General features: G+C 38.8%; 9 protein-coding genes. 8 read left to right on the top strand and 1 reads right to left on the bottom strand.

Translation table 11 applies throughout. The features are described 5' to 3' along the window. On the top strand, window positions 1-399 hold a 399-nt coding region (locus BUC02_RS15335), incomplete at its 5' end, for a class I tRNA ligase family protein (protein WP_139261089.1). Window positions 400-595: 196 nt separating this feature from the next. Here BUC02_RS15335 and BUC02_RS15330 read toward each other — a convergent pair. Continuing rightward, the gene (locus BUC02_RS15330; protein ID WP_073324038.1) at window positions 596-2,041 is read right to left on the bottom strand and encodes an AAA family ATPase; all 1,446 of its coding nucleotides are present in this window, start codon (window positions 2,039-2,041) and stop codon (window positions 596-598) included. A gap of 832 nt (window positions 2,042-2,873) precedes the next feature. Between BUC02_RS15330 and BUC02_RS15325 the strand changes: the two genes are divergently transcribed. Genes BUC02_RS15325 through BUC02_RS15295 form a run of 7 tightly spaced genes read left to right on the top strand, consistent with a single transcriptional unit; the run spans window position 2,874 to window position 16,421 of the window. After that, window positions 2,874-4,844 carry a hypothetical protein gene (locus tag BUC02_RS15325; RefSeq protein ID WP_073324036.1) on the top strand — a complete coding sequence of 657 codons (1,971 nt, stop codon included), beginning with the start codon at window positions 2,874-2,876 and terminating at the stop codon, window positions 4,842-4,844. Window positions 4,845-4,853: 9 nt separating this feature from the next. Next, entirely contained in the window at window positions 4,854-7,184 is a 2,331-nt protein-coding gene (locus BUC02_RS15320) for a phosphoadenosine phosphosulfate reductase domain-containing protein (protein ID WP_073324034.1), read from the top strand. A 10-nt stretch (window positions 7,185-7,194) separates the two neighbouring features. Continuing rightward, window positions 7,195-11,376 carry a hypothetical protein gene (locus BUC02_RS15315; protein WP_073324032.1) on the top strand — a complete coding sequence of 1,394 codons (4,182 nt, stop codon included), beginning with the start codon at window positions 7,195-7,197 and terminating at the stop codon, window positions 11,374-11,376. A 3-nt stretch (window positions 11,377-11,379) separates the two neighbouring features. Next, the gene (gene pglZ / locus BUC02_RS15310; RefSeq protein ID WP_073324030.1) at window positions 11,380-13,665 is read left to right on the top strand and encodes a BREX-4 system phosphatase PglZ; all 2,286 of its coding nucleotides are present in this window, start codon (window positions 11,380-11,382) and stop codon (window positions 13,663-13,665) included. Between the two features lie 8 nt (window positions 13,666-13,673). Next, window positions 13,674-15,113, top strand: a complete 1,440-nt coding sequence (brxL, locus tag BUC02_RS15305) for a BREX system Lon protease-like protein BrxL (RefSeq protein WP_073324028.1) — start codon at window positions 13,674-13,676, stop codon at window positions 15,111-15,113. Between the two features lie 25 nt (window positions 15,114-15,138). Then, the gene (locus BUC02_RS15300) at window positions 15,139-15,300 is read left to right on the top strand and encodes a hypothetical protein (RefSeq protein ID WP_217653099.1); all 162 of its coding nucleotides are present in this window, start codon (window positions 15,139-15,141) and stop codon (window positions 15,298-15,300) included. A 5-nt stretch (window positions 15,301-15,305) separates the two neighbouring features. Then, entirely contained in the window at window positions 15,306-16,421 is a 1,116-nt protein-coding gene (locus BUC02_RS15295; protein ID WP_073324024.1) for a cysteine desulfurase family protein, read from the top strand. Window positions 16,422-16,776: the final 355 nt, after the last annotated feature.

The raw sequence follows: 16,776 nt of genomic DNA, 5'->3' as shown, positions 1-16,776 counted from the left end.
TTCAACACCGCGATTAGCCAGCTGATGATCTTCAACAACGAAATGATGAAGATGGACAAGCGCTACCGCGAACCGTGCGAAACCTTCGTCAAGCTCTTGCACCCGTTTGCCCCGCACATCGCCGAAGAAATGTGGAGCATCCTCGGCCACAACGAATCGCTCACGAACGTCGCCTGGCCCGAAGCCGACCACTCCAAGGCCGTGGAAAACACCGTGGAAGTCGTGTTCCAGGTGAACGGCAAGGTCCGCGCAAAGGCATCTGTCGCGAAGGACATGGACAAGGCCGCCCTCGAAAAGCTCGCCATGGACAACGACCGCGTGAAGGAGTTTATGAACGGCAAGACCGTCGTGAAGTCCATCGTCGTGCCGGGCAAGCTTGTGAATATTGTGGTTAAGTAAGTTGTTGGGAGGGGAAGGCCTTCCCCTCGCTACAGCCCCGATCCCGCCCTTATAATCACGCCCACTCAAGTAAGAGTGGGCGTCTTTTATATAACCCGCCCCAGTCAGGTCTTCTGCTACCCCTTCGCCTAGTGGCTCCGCCCCTAAAACCCCGAATAGTGGTTGATGCAGGACTCTTTTTATTTAGCTGACGTTGTTAGGTGTTGAACAAATCATCGAGCGTGATAGTATTCATGAAATCGCTAGAATAGGCATTATAGGTGAGTCCGTAAGTTGTCACGAGTGTACTGTGGACGGCTGTTTTGCGAGATACCTGTTGCTGCAAGAGATTGGTTCTGTGGACAAGAGTCTTGTGATAGTCGCTAGATATGGTGAATTCTTCGCTGTAGAATTTCATTTCGCACAGGTTTATTACGTTGTCCTTGCGAGATATGATAAGGTCTATTTGTGCTCCGACCTGTTTGTCGTCGCCCTGTAACGACCATGCGGATTGTGTCGTTGTAACCCCTGCAATCTGCAAAGCATGCTTTATTTGACTTATGTGTCTAAAGCACAAATCTTCAAAGGCGTAGCCTCGCCAGGCGTTTATCTTGGCAGAGTCGACGTTATTCATCCAAAATTGCGGGTCTATGTTTTTTTGACCTTCTACGAAGCGTAGGTAGAATAGGCAGAAAGGATCGATTAGTTTGTAATGAGGCTTTCGTTTGCTTTCGCCAAAGGGAAAGTATTTCTCGATAAAGTCGCTAGCGGTAAGGGCGTTGAGTTGTTTGGATAAGTCTCCATTGTTGGACAATTGTGTATTTTGAGCAATGTCATCACGTGTGAAACCGTTTCGACGAGACGATAGGAATCGGACAATACGAATCATATCTTCTGGTCTAGTGAAGACGGATGCGAATAGACGAGAAAACTCGTTTTTCAGTTTGGCGTTAGAATCAAAAAATAACGTATCGATATTCTGGGCGAGGCTTTTGCCTTTTGCCAAGTAGGTCATGTAGTAGGGAATGCCGCCAAGGATCATGTTCGCCTGGGCTATATCGTATCTCGACATCTGAATACCCTGACTTTTATAGAAAGCCTCACATTCGGATAGAGTGAACGGCATCAACTTGATTTCGTAAGTGGTTCTTCCATATAAACCACCATGGTTATTGACGAGATTGTCTAGCATCCATGAATTGGCGCTGCCACAAACAATAAGCATCTGGTTTTGTTTATGGCATGCCCAAGTGTTCCAGAAACTTTCCAAAGCGGTTATGAAGCCGCTTTTGGGAGTATCCATCCAGGGGAGTTCATCTAAAAAGATGACCTGTCTTTTACCATCATCCCTTTGTTGGAGAAACTGTTCCAGCATAAAGAACGCTTCAAGCCAGTTCTTGGGACAATGGCTTTTTTTCATCCCCTGCAATTGGAGCGACTGGTAGAAATGCTGAAGCTGTTGCTTGGAGTTGTTCGATGCTCCTGATTCGTCTACAGGGCTGAGTCCGGCGTGGCGGAATGTAATCAATCCTTTTAGAGCTTCGTCTATAAGGAATGTCTTGCCTACGCGACGGCGACCATAAACGGCGACAAATTCGGCCTTGTCGCTGGAATACAGCTGCTTCAGTTCGTCAATTTCTTTTTTTCGACCAAGAATTGCCATAAAAACCTCGTATAATTCGCTACGAAACAACTTTTTTGCTTTTCGTAGCGCTTTATCTTGATGTTTTGAATATAGATTATTTTCTGAGAAATCTTGTAAATTTCGCTGTTTTACGAGTTCATTACGAGCATTTTACGAGGTTTTAGGACCCAAAATGTCGAAATTTGCGTAAAAAAGCCGTTTTGACCTCGTAATTATTGAACAAAAAGGATTACTAGAAAATCACCCTCCACAAAACATAAGCGATGCCACAATTCCCACGATAATCAGGAACGGCACAATCTTCAAAAGCAATGTGATGGCGCATGCATCCCCTGCGTCGCCAGCCCCGAAAAGGGCCAATATATAAGAAATGTCGTCAGCATGGAACCTCACTGGATCAAATATATAAACGCCCAATGTCAGATTATGACAATTTGAGAAGTTTTGAGAAAAGTCTTCCTGAAATTGCTGTTTTTGGCGAGAAAACGCCAATTTTGCTGCAAAATGACGTTCTCACGAAGTTGATTTTCCCTCTCTCGTCCATATTTATGTAATTTTAAAGAAAATAGAGTTTAGCTCTTGCTCTCTATGCGAAATAGGGAAATTTCACGTAAGTGAGAGTGAGGCGAGGCTCACGCAGCCATGCCGTATTTACGGCGTGGTTCGATGTGCTATACCTACAGCAATGTAGGTCTGTGGTGCATTGCCCTTTTGGGGCGTGGGTTGCTCGCGTTTTCACTTACAGGCTTTCCCTAGCCCCGCATAGTAAACGCAGCGACCTGCGCCTTTTCTTATTTTCAGAGAACAGCGCAATCAAACTGCCAGTGCAAGAGCGACTGACGAGGTTTGATTGACGAAAAAGTGGCAAAAGGCTTTGGATGAATTGCGTTGCAGTGATGTTGAACTGCAACGAGAGTTGAAAACGTTCTCTTTTAACGAAAATGTTGTTGTGACGGGAACTAAACCGTTGCTTTTTGAATTGAATGGCGAAATTTTTGATGTTCCATTGCAAACTTGGCGAAGCCTTTATATCATTTTTATCGCAACTTTATACGCGAACAAAAAGTATGCGAATAAAGAAACCCAAAGTGCAGTTAAATCGGTTGTTCGTTGGAGTTCAAAAGGAGAATATCTTCACAACAGCCCGCAAAAAATAAGCCGCAGTTTTTTTATTGAAACAAAACTAAGCGCAGCCCAAATATATGCTCATGTGAAAAAGATTCTCGAATTCTGCGACATCTCATTAGAGAAAGTTCATGTGGCGTATATAGGTAAAGATGCTGTTGCGCAGGAAAAACTTGTAGAAATTCTTGATTCTACAGAGACGAAAGAGATATTGATCTCTTCTCAAGAAAATCGAGAAACTTCACAGAAAAAAGAGACATGTTCAAAGGATTCATCACAAGAAGATTTTCTTTTAGTTCCATACAAAAATATCCTTATTGAGAAGTTTTCAAGTGGATACATTCTAGGAAATATTATTCAACGAAATCGTTTTCGGCACTTCTATGAAGAGTTAAATGGCTCTCAGATAAATTTAAGTGACATGGAGCTAGATAACACTATAGAAATGTGTGGTATGGTTCATGATGGTCGCTTGTATGTGATTGAGAACTTACTTGATGAATCTACTAAAGTAAAGTTGCTGGAATATATTGAAGAGCAATTGAATTTGCATCCCCGTCTTTATTTGGAAATCCTTTTTGAACGTTTTGCGGATGATTTTCGTGGCACGGCTATAGAAAGTACGGATATTCTAAAAACATACTTGCAGGCTTTACCCGGTTTCAATTACTACATCAACAAAGATAGAGTTTTTAGGGATGAAAGTTTTCGTCATGTAGGAAGTCCTAAAGATGAAGTAAAACGATTGCTTGAAGAAGAACGTCGTCCTATGAGCGATGATGAAATATTCAAGAAATTGAATTGGATTCCACAACAGAAAATATTAAATGCCTTTACCAATTGCTCAAATACACAAGAAATATTAAGTAATGGCGATCGCTCTCGCTTTATTTTAGAGACTTTCGATATAGCGGGAGATGAAATAGAGTGGTTATCCGAATGGATAAAGCAGGAATTAGATAATTCTGATTTTATTGGAAGTATGGACGCTGTCAAGGCTTTGAAGAGTAGGTATTCTGACATTGCCGAAAGAAATAGCGGATTTAGAGATTTAGGCATCCGTAACGCAATTGCTGTTTTGTTAGGCGATGATTTTGACTTTAAGGGAAATTTGATTGTTAAAAAAGGCAAAGTCATCAGTAATGAGGTCTTGTTCAAAGATTTCTGCGAAAGTAGAGAATCGTTTACGGTTGACGACATCGATTTGTTGGCGGATTCATTAGGTGTTCCGGCATTTTATGATGTGATTTATGGTAATTCATTTCGGTTGAATGAACGGGATTTTGTTCAAAGTGTTCCTAAAATGGATGTTGATGCCATTGATGACGTAATTGAAACTTTTGTACGAGATAAAGATTTTATTCCACTGAAGAAAATTGATTTTTGGGGAGGATTTCCTGTTGTCAGAGGAAACTGGAACCACTTTATGTTAGAAAGTTTTTTATGGCGATGCAGTAAAAAGTTTAAGCTTGTTCATAGTAATTTTTCAAAAACCACTTACGCCGGAGCCATTGTGCGAAATAACGTAACGATGAATTTTGAAGATGTTCTAGTTCATGCTCTTTCAGAAGAGAATTTTGATGCCGGTCGGGCAAAGAAATTTTTGAAGGAAGAAGGCTACCTCGCTCGTGAAAAATGTTCAAATATTGATTCTTTGCTGGAAAAGTCTCTGCAATTGCGGACTTCTAGAAAATAAGGAGATTTGATGTACTCTTATACTTGGGATGAAGAAACTGGCGGTTTGTTGTTGAATACAACTCCTTTGGAGTTCAGCAAGGAGCCTCGTCCTGTGTATTATCGAGAATTAGACTTACTCGGTTTTGATAAACATTGGAAATATCCCAAAAATGACGATGCCCCGATTATGTGGGCGGAACATACCAAATATTTCTATCGCGGGAAATTGGTTGCTCAGACAAAGGGCGGTTCGCTTTACCATGCACCAGAAATCATTTTGCTTGAAGAACCAGAACCAAATGGCAGTGAGTTAAAGCCTGTAGATATAGATGCGATGGTAGAAAAAAATCGCGAATTACTAGGCCTTTTGACGCAAGAAACCATCAAGAAGGTTTATAATACATATCTCAAATATCGCAAAAAAATTGATGTTTTTTATGTTGCCTTTAGTGGAGGAAAAGATAGTGTCGTGACATTAGATATAGTGCAAAGAGCCTTGCCGCACAATGAATTTAGGGTTCTTTTTGGCGATACTAAGATGGAATTTCCTGATACCTATAAAACGGTAGATAAGATAGAACAGCTTTGCAAAGATATGGATGTGGATTTTTTACGGACAACGTCCGAATTTGACCCGGATTATACATGGTCAAAATTCGGACCTCCTGCAACGGTAACGCGTTGGTGCTGTAGTGTTCATAAAACATCGCCTCAAATCATCTTGCTGCGAAATTTAACAGGTAAACCGAATTTTACGGGTATGGCGTTTATTGGTGTTCGTGCAGATGAAAGTGAATCAAGAAGTAAATACGATTATGTAAGCCTTGGTGAAAAACATAAAGGGCAATATAGTTGTAATCCAATCTTGGAATGGAATTCTGCGGAGCTCTTTCTTTATATGTTCCAAGAACATCTTGTACTTAATGAAAGTTATAAAAAAGGAAATCGTAGGGCGGGGTGTCTTTTATGTCCCCGTTCTACGGAATATAGTGAATTTGTTGCAAAAGAATGCTATGCAAAAGAGTTTTCTTTGCTCTTGAATTCAATTAAAATTCCGTACCAAAAAAGTTTAGGAACGGATTCTGCTAAATTTAATGATTTTCTGGATAATGGCGGATGGAAAGCAAGGAAAAATGGACGCGATTTGGATATTCCCTTAAACTATGAGGAGATTTCCTTGTCGGGTAAGGCTTTTGACGCCATAAAAATTAGTTCGCCGACAACTGACTGGAAGGAATGGATTAAAACCATTGGGGTCGTCCAAAACAACGAATCGCCCTACAAAATTAATTTCAGAAATAAGATTCTTGAATTTGAAGTTCTTCAAGAAGAAAGTTCCGTTGAAGTTCGGTATAATAAAGAACTTGCCAAAAGTGACCCAGAATTTGTCAAGTTGTTGAAGAATGTGTTTCGTAAATCTGCTTGTTGCATTGGATGTCATGAGTGCGAGGCTGATTGCCGACATGGGTGCATATCAATGAACCGAGGCAAATTGTCTATCAGTGAGAACTGCAAACATTGTAGTGAATGCCATAAAGTAGACAAAGGATGTTTAATTTACAAATCCTTAGAACAGCCTAAGGGAGGGTTAATTATGCTAGAAAATAAGAGCTTGAATAGCTATTCTCATCATGCTCCCAAAATGGATTGGTTTGAACAATATTTCAAATTTAAAAATGAATTTGGAGAAAAGAACCGTCTAGGCAGCCAAATGTTGAGTTTCTTCAAGCGTTTTTTACGCGATGCAAACTTGCTGGATAAATCAGGTTTTACAAAATTTGCTGAAAAAATTGAAGTTTGTGGCTTAGATTCGGAAAAAAGTTGGGCTCTTATGCTGGTAAATCTAGTGTATGCGCCACAGATTAATTGGTTTGTGAAGAAATTAGGTTTTAAAGAGCCTTATACGAGAGAATATGTCTCGTCAATGATGATTTCTGACGGCGTAAAGGAAAGCTGGGTCGGAGATATTTGGGCGTCTTTCTCTCGTTTCGTTGAGTTGCCTTTCAATAAGGTCGGGATGGGAGAAGGTTTCAAAGAGAAAAAATCTCTCACTTCCATTACTCGCACCCCATGGGAAGATCCTGACTCTCTTGTAGTTCTTTATTCCCTTTACAAATTTGCAGAAGCATGTGATGGATTTTATCAGTTTACGCTTTCGAGGCTGCTGAATCATGAAATTGAAAGTGCTGGAGTTTCGCCTACAGAAATTTTTGGATTAAATGAAGATGAAATGAAAAAGATTCTTACAGGTCTTTCCGTAAATTACCCTGAATTTATCTCTGTTTCGTTCACTCTTGATCTTGACAACATTAATCTCCGTAGTGATAAGACTTCTGCGGATGTTTTGGATTTAGTTTAAGGAGTTTGCCATGTCCCTCACAAGTAAATATCAAGAATACTTTGACATAGACCCGAAATACTTCCCCGTGGTTGATGAAAATGTCATCAAGCAAAATCCTGAAGTGTGGAAGAGCTATTACCCGCATGATACCTTTAAGAAATTGCTTGCCGACATAGAAGCGGTCTTGTCTAGAAATAAAAGGCTCTCTATTTGGGTTCAAGGTGCGTATGGTACAGGTAAATCTCACGCTGTTTTGACCTTAAAGAAGCTGCTTGATGCCAGTGAAGATGACGCTAAAGCTTATTTCAATGATTTTGGAATAGATAAAGATTTCCAGAAAAAATTCTTAAAGCATAAGGCTGAAGGAAAAATTCTTACTGTTCATCGCTATGGATCCTCTAAAATCAAGGGCGATGCACAACTTGCTTTTGCAATCCAAGAAAGCATTGATAAAGCTCTCAAAGAAGCTGGTATTGCAAATAGTGGGGCAGGGGCTTTAAAAGATGGCGTGTTAAAATGGCTAGAAAACAATGCCAATAAAAACTATTTAACACAAATCATTGAAGAAAAAAGCGTCCTTTTTGGAGGCGACTCTATTGATGATGTTATTCAAAAATTGCAGACATTAGATGGCGTTGCTTTGTCAGAATTGATGGATAAGCTTTTTCAAGTTGCAGATGAGAGACAAATCAAGGTTTTGGACATAGACGCCGATAAACTTTGTGAATGGATAAAAGTAGTTATAGAAAAGAACTCTCTTAAAGCAATAGTTTTTATTTGGGATGAATTTACGGAATTTTTCCAGAGTAATATGGGGCACCTGACAGGGTTTCAAAGAATTGTGGAACTGAGTGCATCTGCTCCTTTCTGTATGGTTATTGTCACCCATAAGGGTGAAGCCATGTTCGGTGATAATAATACTGAATGGAAAAAGATTCGTGACCGCTTTGTTGATCCGATTTGCAACATTGAATTGCCTGAAAATATGGCATTAAAGTTGATTGGCCAGGCATTGAAGAAAAAAACGGATGAGTCTATTCGAAAAGAATATGAACAATATGTTCAGTCAATTGCTGATTCAACAAAGCCTGCCCGTAGTGAACTTGCCAAAAAAATGAAATTGGATGATGAAGATCTTGTTAAGGTTCTCCCAATTCATCCTTATTCCGCAATTCTTTTGAAATTTATTTCTTCCGCATTTGAGTCGAATCAGCGCAGTATGTTCCAATTCATCAAAGATGGTGCAAATGGTGCGGATTTCATGGGATTCCAGTGGTTTATTAAGGAATTTGGCCCAAATGATGACAAGAATGTGTTGACGATTGACCTTTTGTGGGATTTCTTCTACGAAAAAGGCAAAGATGGGTTGTCACAAGATGTTCGGACTGTTTTGGATAGCTACAATAATGTATCTAATAAAAAGTTGCATGAAAAAGAACAGCGCGTTCTAAAAACGGCTTTGCTGTTGCAAGCAATTTCTGAACGGACTGGCAATTCTGTAGATGCATTGCTCCCCACAGCTGAAAATATTCGATATAGTTTTAGTGGCGATAATGAAATCTCTGGTGTTGAAAACAGTTTGAAAGCCCTTGAAAATGAAAAAATTCTTTTCAAGAAGAATATAGGGAATGGAAAAGATGTCTATTCTGCGATGAAAAATGCGGTTGATTTAGATGAGTTGGAAAAATACAAGAAAGAAGTTGAAAAAATATCAACGACATCGCAATTGCTGGCTGAAGCAGAATTTACCCCTGAAATTCTGAATTTGACTTCAGATATGCAACTTCGTTATGACATAGATATTGCTTGTTTTGAAAATCTAGAGATTACGAAGAATAAAAAGAAAAATAAGTATGTTAATGGAGAACTGGGTAATAAAATTCCCTTGATTGTCGCTTTTGCGAAAAACGATGTAGAACAGAATAACGTTACGCAGAAAATACAGTCCTATATGGTTGACCCGAGTTTAGAGGGCTTTGTTTTTGTTGATGCTTCGATAACCCCGCTTGGAATGGATGCATGGAAACAATATGTCGAAAATAAAGCGCAGATGAAGTGCTTCGCTCAAAAGGATCGTAAACAGTCGGAACAGCATGATAAAAACGCGAAGGGAGTTCTTTCTCAATGGAAGAATCGTATTTGTGCTGGAGATTTTTACGTATATTCAAAATATGACAAGAGTGGTGATCGGATTGTAAAAATTGAAAGTCTCCAAACGAAATTAAAGGAAATTGACAAGTGGGAGTACCCTGACAGCCTGGAAATTAATTTCAATGTCACGGACCATATGTGGAAAGGCTCTTCTTTTGGTCAAGGCGTTGAAGTTGGCGCAAAAGAAGAAGTTGTAAGTTCGTTTAGAAGTAGTAATGATGCGACGAAATTGGAAAAGAACCTTGATGGTGCATGGAAAGTTGAAAACTATTGGGAAAAGAATCCCACTTTGACTATTTCTAAAATCAAAATAAAGGTTGACGAATATATCAAGGAACGATTCAAAAAAGGTGATAGAGTTGCTATTGGTGAAATATACGACTTGCTTGAACAAAAACCTTTTGGCTTCATGCCCTGTAATTTGACTGCTTTTGTTTTGGGCTTTGTCTTAAAAGAATATGTAGATAAACTTAGTTATAGCGATGACACTGCTAGCGATTCTCTATCTATCCAGAAACTCAAGGAATGTGTTGCGGAATATCTGAAACATAAGCAGACGGAAAATCCGAAATACAAACCTAAATATATCGTGCAGATGTCGGAACAAATGAAGTTGTTCTTTGAAACGACTTCGATTGCTTTTGGCATTTCTAAGATGTATTTGAGTTCCTTGGAAACGGCTAGAGATAGAATTCGCAGTGAAATAAAAAAACTGCCATTTCCTATTGTGGTGCTAAAATCGTTGCCTGAATGTGACAATGCTTTGTCGGCTATGATTGACGATTATACAGGTATTGCCAATAACAACAATATTGGGGGTGGTTCTGAAAATGCCTGTGCTCTGAATATTGGTAAAGAATCAAAGAATAACAAGTCTATAGCACAATCTTTGAAGAATCTTTTGACAAAGGAAAAGTCTGTTGATGCAATGAAGTTGTATTTGCAATCATACGACAATGGTTCTTTGATTGTACTAGCAGAAAAAATTGGAGATTCAAGTTGCGAATATCTTAATATTTTAAGAAACAAGTTTGACGCTGAATCGGCTAGTTGGCTTTGGACCGAAGAAACTATTCGGCAGCGAATAGATGAAGTGATTTTGGACTATCAGATTGTTGAGGCCAGCAATGAGTATTTGACAAAGAATAATTCTATTGAAGCGACCCTTAAAGATTGGCGTGGGCAGAGTGATCGAATCAAAGTTTCCTATGCTGCTGCAAAAAATGATCTTGGAAATGTTGCTCATATAATGGATTCGATGGTTGAAATCCGGCAAAACCTAAATCTTCAGATATCGCAAAAGAAACGACTTCTGGATTCCATAAAGGCTGAAGGGGCCGCTTTTGTTGAGTTTCGTAATAATCAGGTGTCAACATTCAAGAATGTGTGCAAATCGTATTTAGATGGCTTGACAGACGATAATATCAGAGCCGTGTTTGACCGAATTCCAGACCGTGTATTTGATGATGATAAGCCGACATATCTCAGTAGAATTGATGATATTGTGACGCAATTTAGGCAAAATCTTGGTGCTGAAAAGTTAAAGGCGTTGTGGAAAGAAAAAACGGGAACGCATAGCCCCAAAGAATGGTCGTCGCGTTATTCGATGCCGATTCTTTCAATGATGGGTGAGAAAGAGTATGACGATGCTCGAAGTGCTTTTGACACCATTAATGATAAGGTTTCTGATGAAAAGAAAGTCAATGCCGCATTGAAGTTTTTAAGTGATGCTGATTTCTTTGAAAAACTGGGTGATTCGTCTGCAAGAGATGATGCCTTCCGTAATACAATTCTCAAAGAATACTCTGAGTTGTTGGATCAGGTTGAAAATGTTAAGGAAAAATTAAAAGCTGATGTTACCGCTGAGCCATATAACTGGCTGCGACATCCTGAAGTTGAAAACCGTGTAAAGATGTATGCTGAAAAAACATACAACCAGGGTGGCTTTAAAAAGGCTTTTGATAAGATTGAAAAAATGGATGCTGCGAAGGTTAAGGAATATTTGAAAAATTTGATTAAGGATAATATGATTGTTGGCCTTGAAATTATCAAGGAGTAAAAAATGAATTTAGAAAGCTGTGTATTAGAGGCAAAAAGCTATCGTAAATCGGCACAAAGTTATCCTTTGTGGATTGATTTTGCAAATGCAGAAGACATGCGTTCTTTTATGGAGAATTTTCTTGCAGATAAAAAAATTTCTGTAGAAAAATACTGCAACGAAGATTCAATGCCTCGTTTTGAGAACCTGTATTCTGATTTTAGGATGGAGGACTTTGCCTTTATATGCAACCTTTCTGGATTCCTGAAACTTCTTGGTTCGCGAAAAACCGCCGAAGTTTTGTCAACATTGCTCTCTATTGGTTCAAAGAAAATTATTTTGACAGTGCAGTGTGGTGTTGATTTTCGCATAACGGATCCTCGACTGAAAGAAAAATGTCAGATTCTTTCTGTTGAAGGAATGCCCCAAAAGTATTTAGATGTCTGTTTTGTCCCTGCTCCGGAATATTTGCCTCAGGGAATTCGACCATATGGAGGTGTTCATTTATTCGGATCTATGTTTGAGCAGCAGGATGATGCCGTTGCCTACATATTGACGTCAAAAAAGAAAAGGGATTTTCCTGATGCTAAGATAAATATTCGAGAACTGAACAATGCTTATGAAGTCCTTTGTAGCAGAATTCCGCAAACTGCAAATATTTCTATAGATAAAGGATCTAGCGAACAATGGGAATACGCTTTAGGTCTGTTAAAGGAAAACACAAGTTGGGAGCCTGTAATTGATTCCGTATTCGGATCGCACAAGTCTTTAGAAGATAGTCTCCATGATTTTACTTCAATGGATGACGATAAAAAATGGCTGTTTTATATTGGTCTAAGATTGTTTGAGTCAAAAAATGCTTGTTTAAAACATGTCATTTCTAAAATAGCATCTGCACAAGAAATTGTTCGAGGTATTTTTAGGAGTATTTTTGATTTTGGCGCCAATGATTACAGATATTGGGATTTCTATGATGCTCGTTTGAAACTTTTAAAATTAATGAAAGGTGAACAGGCGGAATTCTCAGATTTCTGTGATGTTGTTCGTGCAAAAGACGGAAATATATTGCCATATTTGACAAATATTTCGCAACAAGAAAAAGAGCTTATTTTTGAGTATTTGGACGAAAATGGAGCTTCTCTGGAGAAAAAAGAACTAACTGCAGTTCTTTCGCATGTTTATCCGGAACTAAGCAATTATTTGATTGATTTCGATTTTAGGAATGACTTTCTGAACAATTATTTCAGCGCATATAAATATGAGAAATTGACCAATCATATTCAACCAGATTTTCTGAAAATAGTAGAGGAACAGGCCAAAGAACGCGATTACAACAGTTTGTTACCGTCTCGTTCTTCTTTGCTTGAAAAACTGAATTTAGAAAAGTCATCGCTTTATTTTATGGATGCGATGGGAGTTGAATATTTAGGATTTATTCAGCAAGAGTGCAATAAGAAAAGACTAATGGCTGACATAAAGGTATGCCGATCAGAACTTCCTTCACTCACATTATATAACAAAGACTTTGTTGATTTTTTCAAGAGTCACGGAATTGAAGCAAAGAATGTCAAGGGAATTGATGAAATTAAACATGACGGAACTTTGGATTATAGTTATGAGAAAACAAAGTTGCCTATACACTTGATTCAGGAGCTTGTGATTATTGAAGAAACTTTGAGCAGAATACAAAGTGAACTGAAATCGAGAAATGTTGATAGGTGCTTTATGATTGCTGATCATGGTGCAACTCGATTGGCTGTTGTTGCTCAGAAAGATTATGATTATTCGATAAGCGAATTTGAGGTGGCCGCTGATGTCAGTCATGGCGGTCGCGTGTGCAAGTATTCTGAGGATGCAGCAAATCTTGAAGAAACAACATGCGTTGATACTATGGACGGAAAATTCTGTGTAGTGGCGGGTTATAAGCGTTTTAAGGGCGGAAGAAGGCCTACTGTAGAAGTTCATGGAGGCGCAACTTTGGAAGAGGTTGCTGTTCCCATAATAGAAATATGTTTGAAACAAACGAATGTTGAGATATGGATTGAAACTCCTGAAGTAACTGTCGGTTTTGGCATAAATGCGAAAATTAAGATAGCTTCTAAAACGGTATTGAAAAACGTATTTATGGAAATAAATGGTAAAAAAATACCGGCGATAGAAATGTCTGGTCAGAAATTTAGCTTTGATGTTCCGAAAAGCATCAAGGCTGGGATGTATGATGTGAGAGTATTTGAAAACGGAAATCTCCTAAAATCTGATTTAAAATGCGAGATTAAGAAAAAGATGGCACAAGAACGCAATTTGCTGTGAGGTAAGGAATGTCTAATAAATTAAGAGAATGCTTTGATGAAATGGTGGTCTATAAGGACCTTCAAAAAACGAATTTCTTTTCATCGTTGAGTCTCCCGTCGTTCTTGCGCGACTGGATTCTAAAAAAGTTTGAAGATGACGAGGGTAACTATAGCACCGAAGAAATAAGCGATTTTATTCGTACATATTATCCTCGCAAAGAGGAATGGGTTAGCATCAAAGATCGGTTAATTACCGATAATGAGCATGTAAAAATTCTAGCAAAAATTTCAGTTGATGTTGACATTAGAACTAGTGAAAAATCTTTTGCCTTGCCTGAATTTGGTTTGTCTAGCCGAGAAACATATATTGATGAAAATGTATGGGAAGAATGTAAAGATGATTTGCTGAAAGCACGGGAACAGTGGGGCGTTGTCGAAATGGGATATCGTTATCCCGATGAGAAGGTCCCCGGTAAAATAAAACTTGTGAGTTTTTCAAATTTCTGCCCTTACGAGGTAGATTTGGATTTCTATAAGGACATCCGAAAGGAATTTACAATTGACGAGTGGATCGATGTCTTGTTGGGTGCGATAGATTATAATCCCAACGGTTATGAAAATCATCTTCAGAAGATGACTATGCTTACTCGATTATTGCCATTTATAGAAAAAAGATTGAATTTGATAGAATTAGCTCCTAAAGGGACCGGAAAATCATATTTGTTTGGTCGTGTGAGTAAGTATAGCTGGCTTTCTACTGGTGGCACGATGACTAGAGCAAAAATGTTCTATGACGTAAGTAAACGTGCCGAGGGGCTTGTTTGCAATAACGATTATGTGGCTCTTGATGAAATTCAAACTATTGATTTTGGTAATGTGAGTGAAATGCAAGGTGCCATGAAAGGGTACATGGAACAAGGTGAATTTACCGTTGGGACTTATAAAGGCGTTGGTGATGCAGGTATCATTCTTCTTGGAAACATTCTCCAAGATTATATGGATGAATGTGGATTTATGCTAAAAGAATTGCCTGATTTGTTCAAGGAAAGTGCTTTGATGGATCGATTCCATGGATTTATTAAAGGTTGGGATATTCCGAGAATGCATGATGGTTTGAAAATTTCAGATTGGGCTCTAAATTCCGAATATTTCTGCTCTATTATGCATCTGCTGCGTAATGATGGAACCTACAGAGCTATTGTCGATGAATTGATTGATGTGCCAGAAAGGGCTGATGTTCGCGATACAGAAGCGGTCAAGCGTATTGCAACTGCGTATCTAAAGCTGTTATTCCCGAATGTCCGCAATAAAAAAGATGTTGATTTGGGAATGTTCAATCATTACTGCTTAAAACCAGCAAAGAGTATGCGCCAAATAATACGCAATCAATTAGGTCATCTTGATCCTAAGGAATATGGCGGCAAGGATGTTCCGCAATTTAAAATAAAGGCGGAAAATGCAAATTAAGTGTGTGTCGTGCTTGAAGTTTGATTTGCAGAAAGATGAAATCGCTGTTTGCAAAAAACTTCTTGGACGAAATGTGAAAAACTTCTATTGCCTAGATTGTCTTGCTGCGTATTTAGGTACGACTGTTGAAGATATTAAAGATAAAATTGAAGAATTTAAAGCAGAAGGCTGTGTGCTATTCAAATAAGTCTTATGATATACGCTGATAATGCTGCAACGACGAAATTAGATGATGATGCTTTGAATGCAATGCTCCCCTTCTTAAGGGATCAATATGGCAATGCGTCGCAGCCGTATTCTTTTTCTCGGTCTGCGAAGAAAGCGTTAAAGGAAGCTCGTGAAACTATAGCTTCTTGCATTAGTGCAAATCCTGAACAGATACTGTTTACTTCATGTGGCACTGAAAGTGATAATTGGGTAATTAAGGAACTTGCTTTGTCGCATTCAGCTTCTTGGAGAGTTGCTGTTAGTGAAATCGAACATCACGCAATATTGAATCCTTGTAAGCAACTTGAAGGACTTGGATACAAGGTTGATTATTTAGGCGTTGATGATAAAGGAATTGTTGATTGCGCGGAAATCATAAAATTAGAGACTGCTCCAAATCTAGTTTCTATTATGTTCGCCAATAACGAAATAGGCTCTATAGAACCTATAAAAGATTTATGTCGAGTTGCTCATAAGAGAGAATCCTTGTTTCATTCGGATGCTGTTCAGGCGATAGGTCATTTGAAAATTGATGTTCAGGATTTAGATGTTGATTTCCTTTCTGCTTCAGCGCATAAATTTAATGGCCCGAAGGGAGTAGGATTTCTATATGCAAAAAATCCAAATCTATTAAGTCCTTTTATTTGTGGTGGTGCACAGGAATACGGATTACGTGCAGGAACTGAAAATATTGCTTCTATTGTGGGAATGTCTGTAGCGTTGAAGAAGAATTGTGAAGAAATTGAAAAGAATAAATGCCATTTGCAGGATTTGGAGCATGCTTTGTTGCATGAATTGTATAATGCTGGTTTAAATTTTGTCCGAAATGGAGCGGAAAATCATATTCCGGGAAATATCAGTCTTTCTTTCAAGGATTTTGAAGGCGAAGCTTTGCTGCATCGTTTGGATTTGATGGGAATAAGTGTTTCAACAGGCTCTGCATGCGATAGCAAAAATATTCAAGTATCTCATGTTTTAAAAGCGATTGGTTTAGATAAAGAATATACTAAAGGGACGATAAGGATTACCTTTGGGAAAGGTAATACTATTGATGAAGCAATGGCTATTGCGGATGCGTTAAAGAAAATACATGATGTTTGATATCTGCTTCCGCGTTAGGGATAGTGACCCCTTGGGGCCGAGACCTTGGGCTCGGTTTTATGAGGTTGGGCGGGAACGGAGTGAACCGGGCGACCCATAAAATATAGCCCGACCCGCACGAATGTGAACTGAACCCCAAAAGTTGGACACAACTATGAGGTTCTCATGAACGATAAACTATTAGAATGGCAAAAGGTCATTGACCTATATAAAGAAGGTCTTACTCCAAAAGAAATATCCAGAAAAGTGTCGTTTGATGTGGTAGTGTCAAGGGTTTTTCGCAAAAATAGTTTGTCCCAACATCAGATCTAGGCTACATTTCCGTCCTTTTCCTGTTCCCGTTTCAGTTCGTTTT

This window comes from Fibrobacter sp. UWOV1 (genome assembly GCF_900142495.1).
Classification (GTDB): Bacteria; Fibrobacterota; Fibrobacteria; order Fibrobacterales; family Fibrobacteraceae; genus Fibrobacter.
The sequence above is the reverse complement of the archived record's forward strand: the minus strand, read 5'-3'. Positions and strand labels throughout refer to the sequence as shown.

Bases quoted from the DNA above. Each gene is read 5' to 3' on its own strand.
- BUC02_RS15330 (WP_073324038.1), bottom strand. From the start codon at position 2,041: ATGGCAATTCTTGGTCGAAAAAAAGAAATTGACGAACTGAAGCAGCTG.
- BUC02_RS15315 (WP_073324032.1), top strand. From the start codon at position 7,195: ATGTCCCTCACAAGTAAATATCAAGAATACTTTGACATAGACCCGAAA.
- pglZ (WP_073324030.1), top strand. From the start codon at position 11,380: ATGAATTTAGAAAGCTGTGTATTAGAGGCAAAAAGCTATCGTAAATCG.
- BUC02_RS15320 (WP_073324034.1), top strand. From the start codon at position 4,854: ATGTACTCTTATACTTGGGATGAAGAAACTGGCGGTTTGTTGTTGAAT.
- BUC02_RS15295 (WP_073324024.1), top strand. From the start codon at position 15,306: ATGATATACGCTGATAATGCTGCAACGACGAAATTAGATGATGATGCT.
- brxL (WP_073324028.1), top strand. From the start codon at position 13,674: ATGTCTAATAAATTAAGAGAATGCTTTGATGAAATGGTGGTCTATAAG.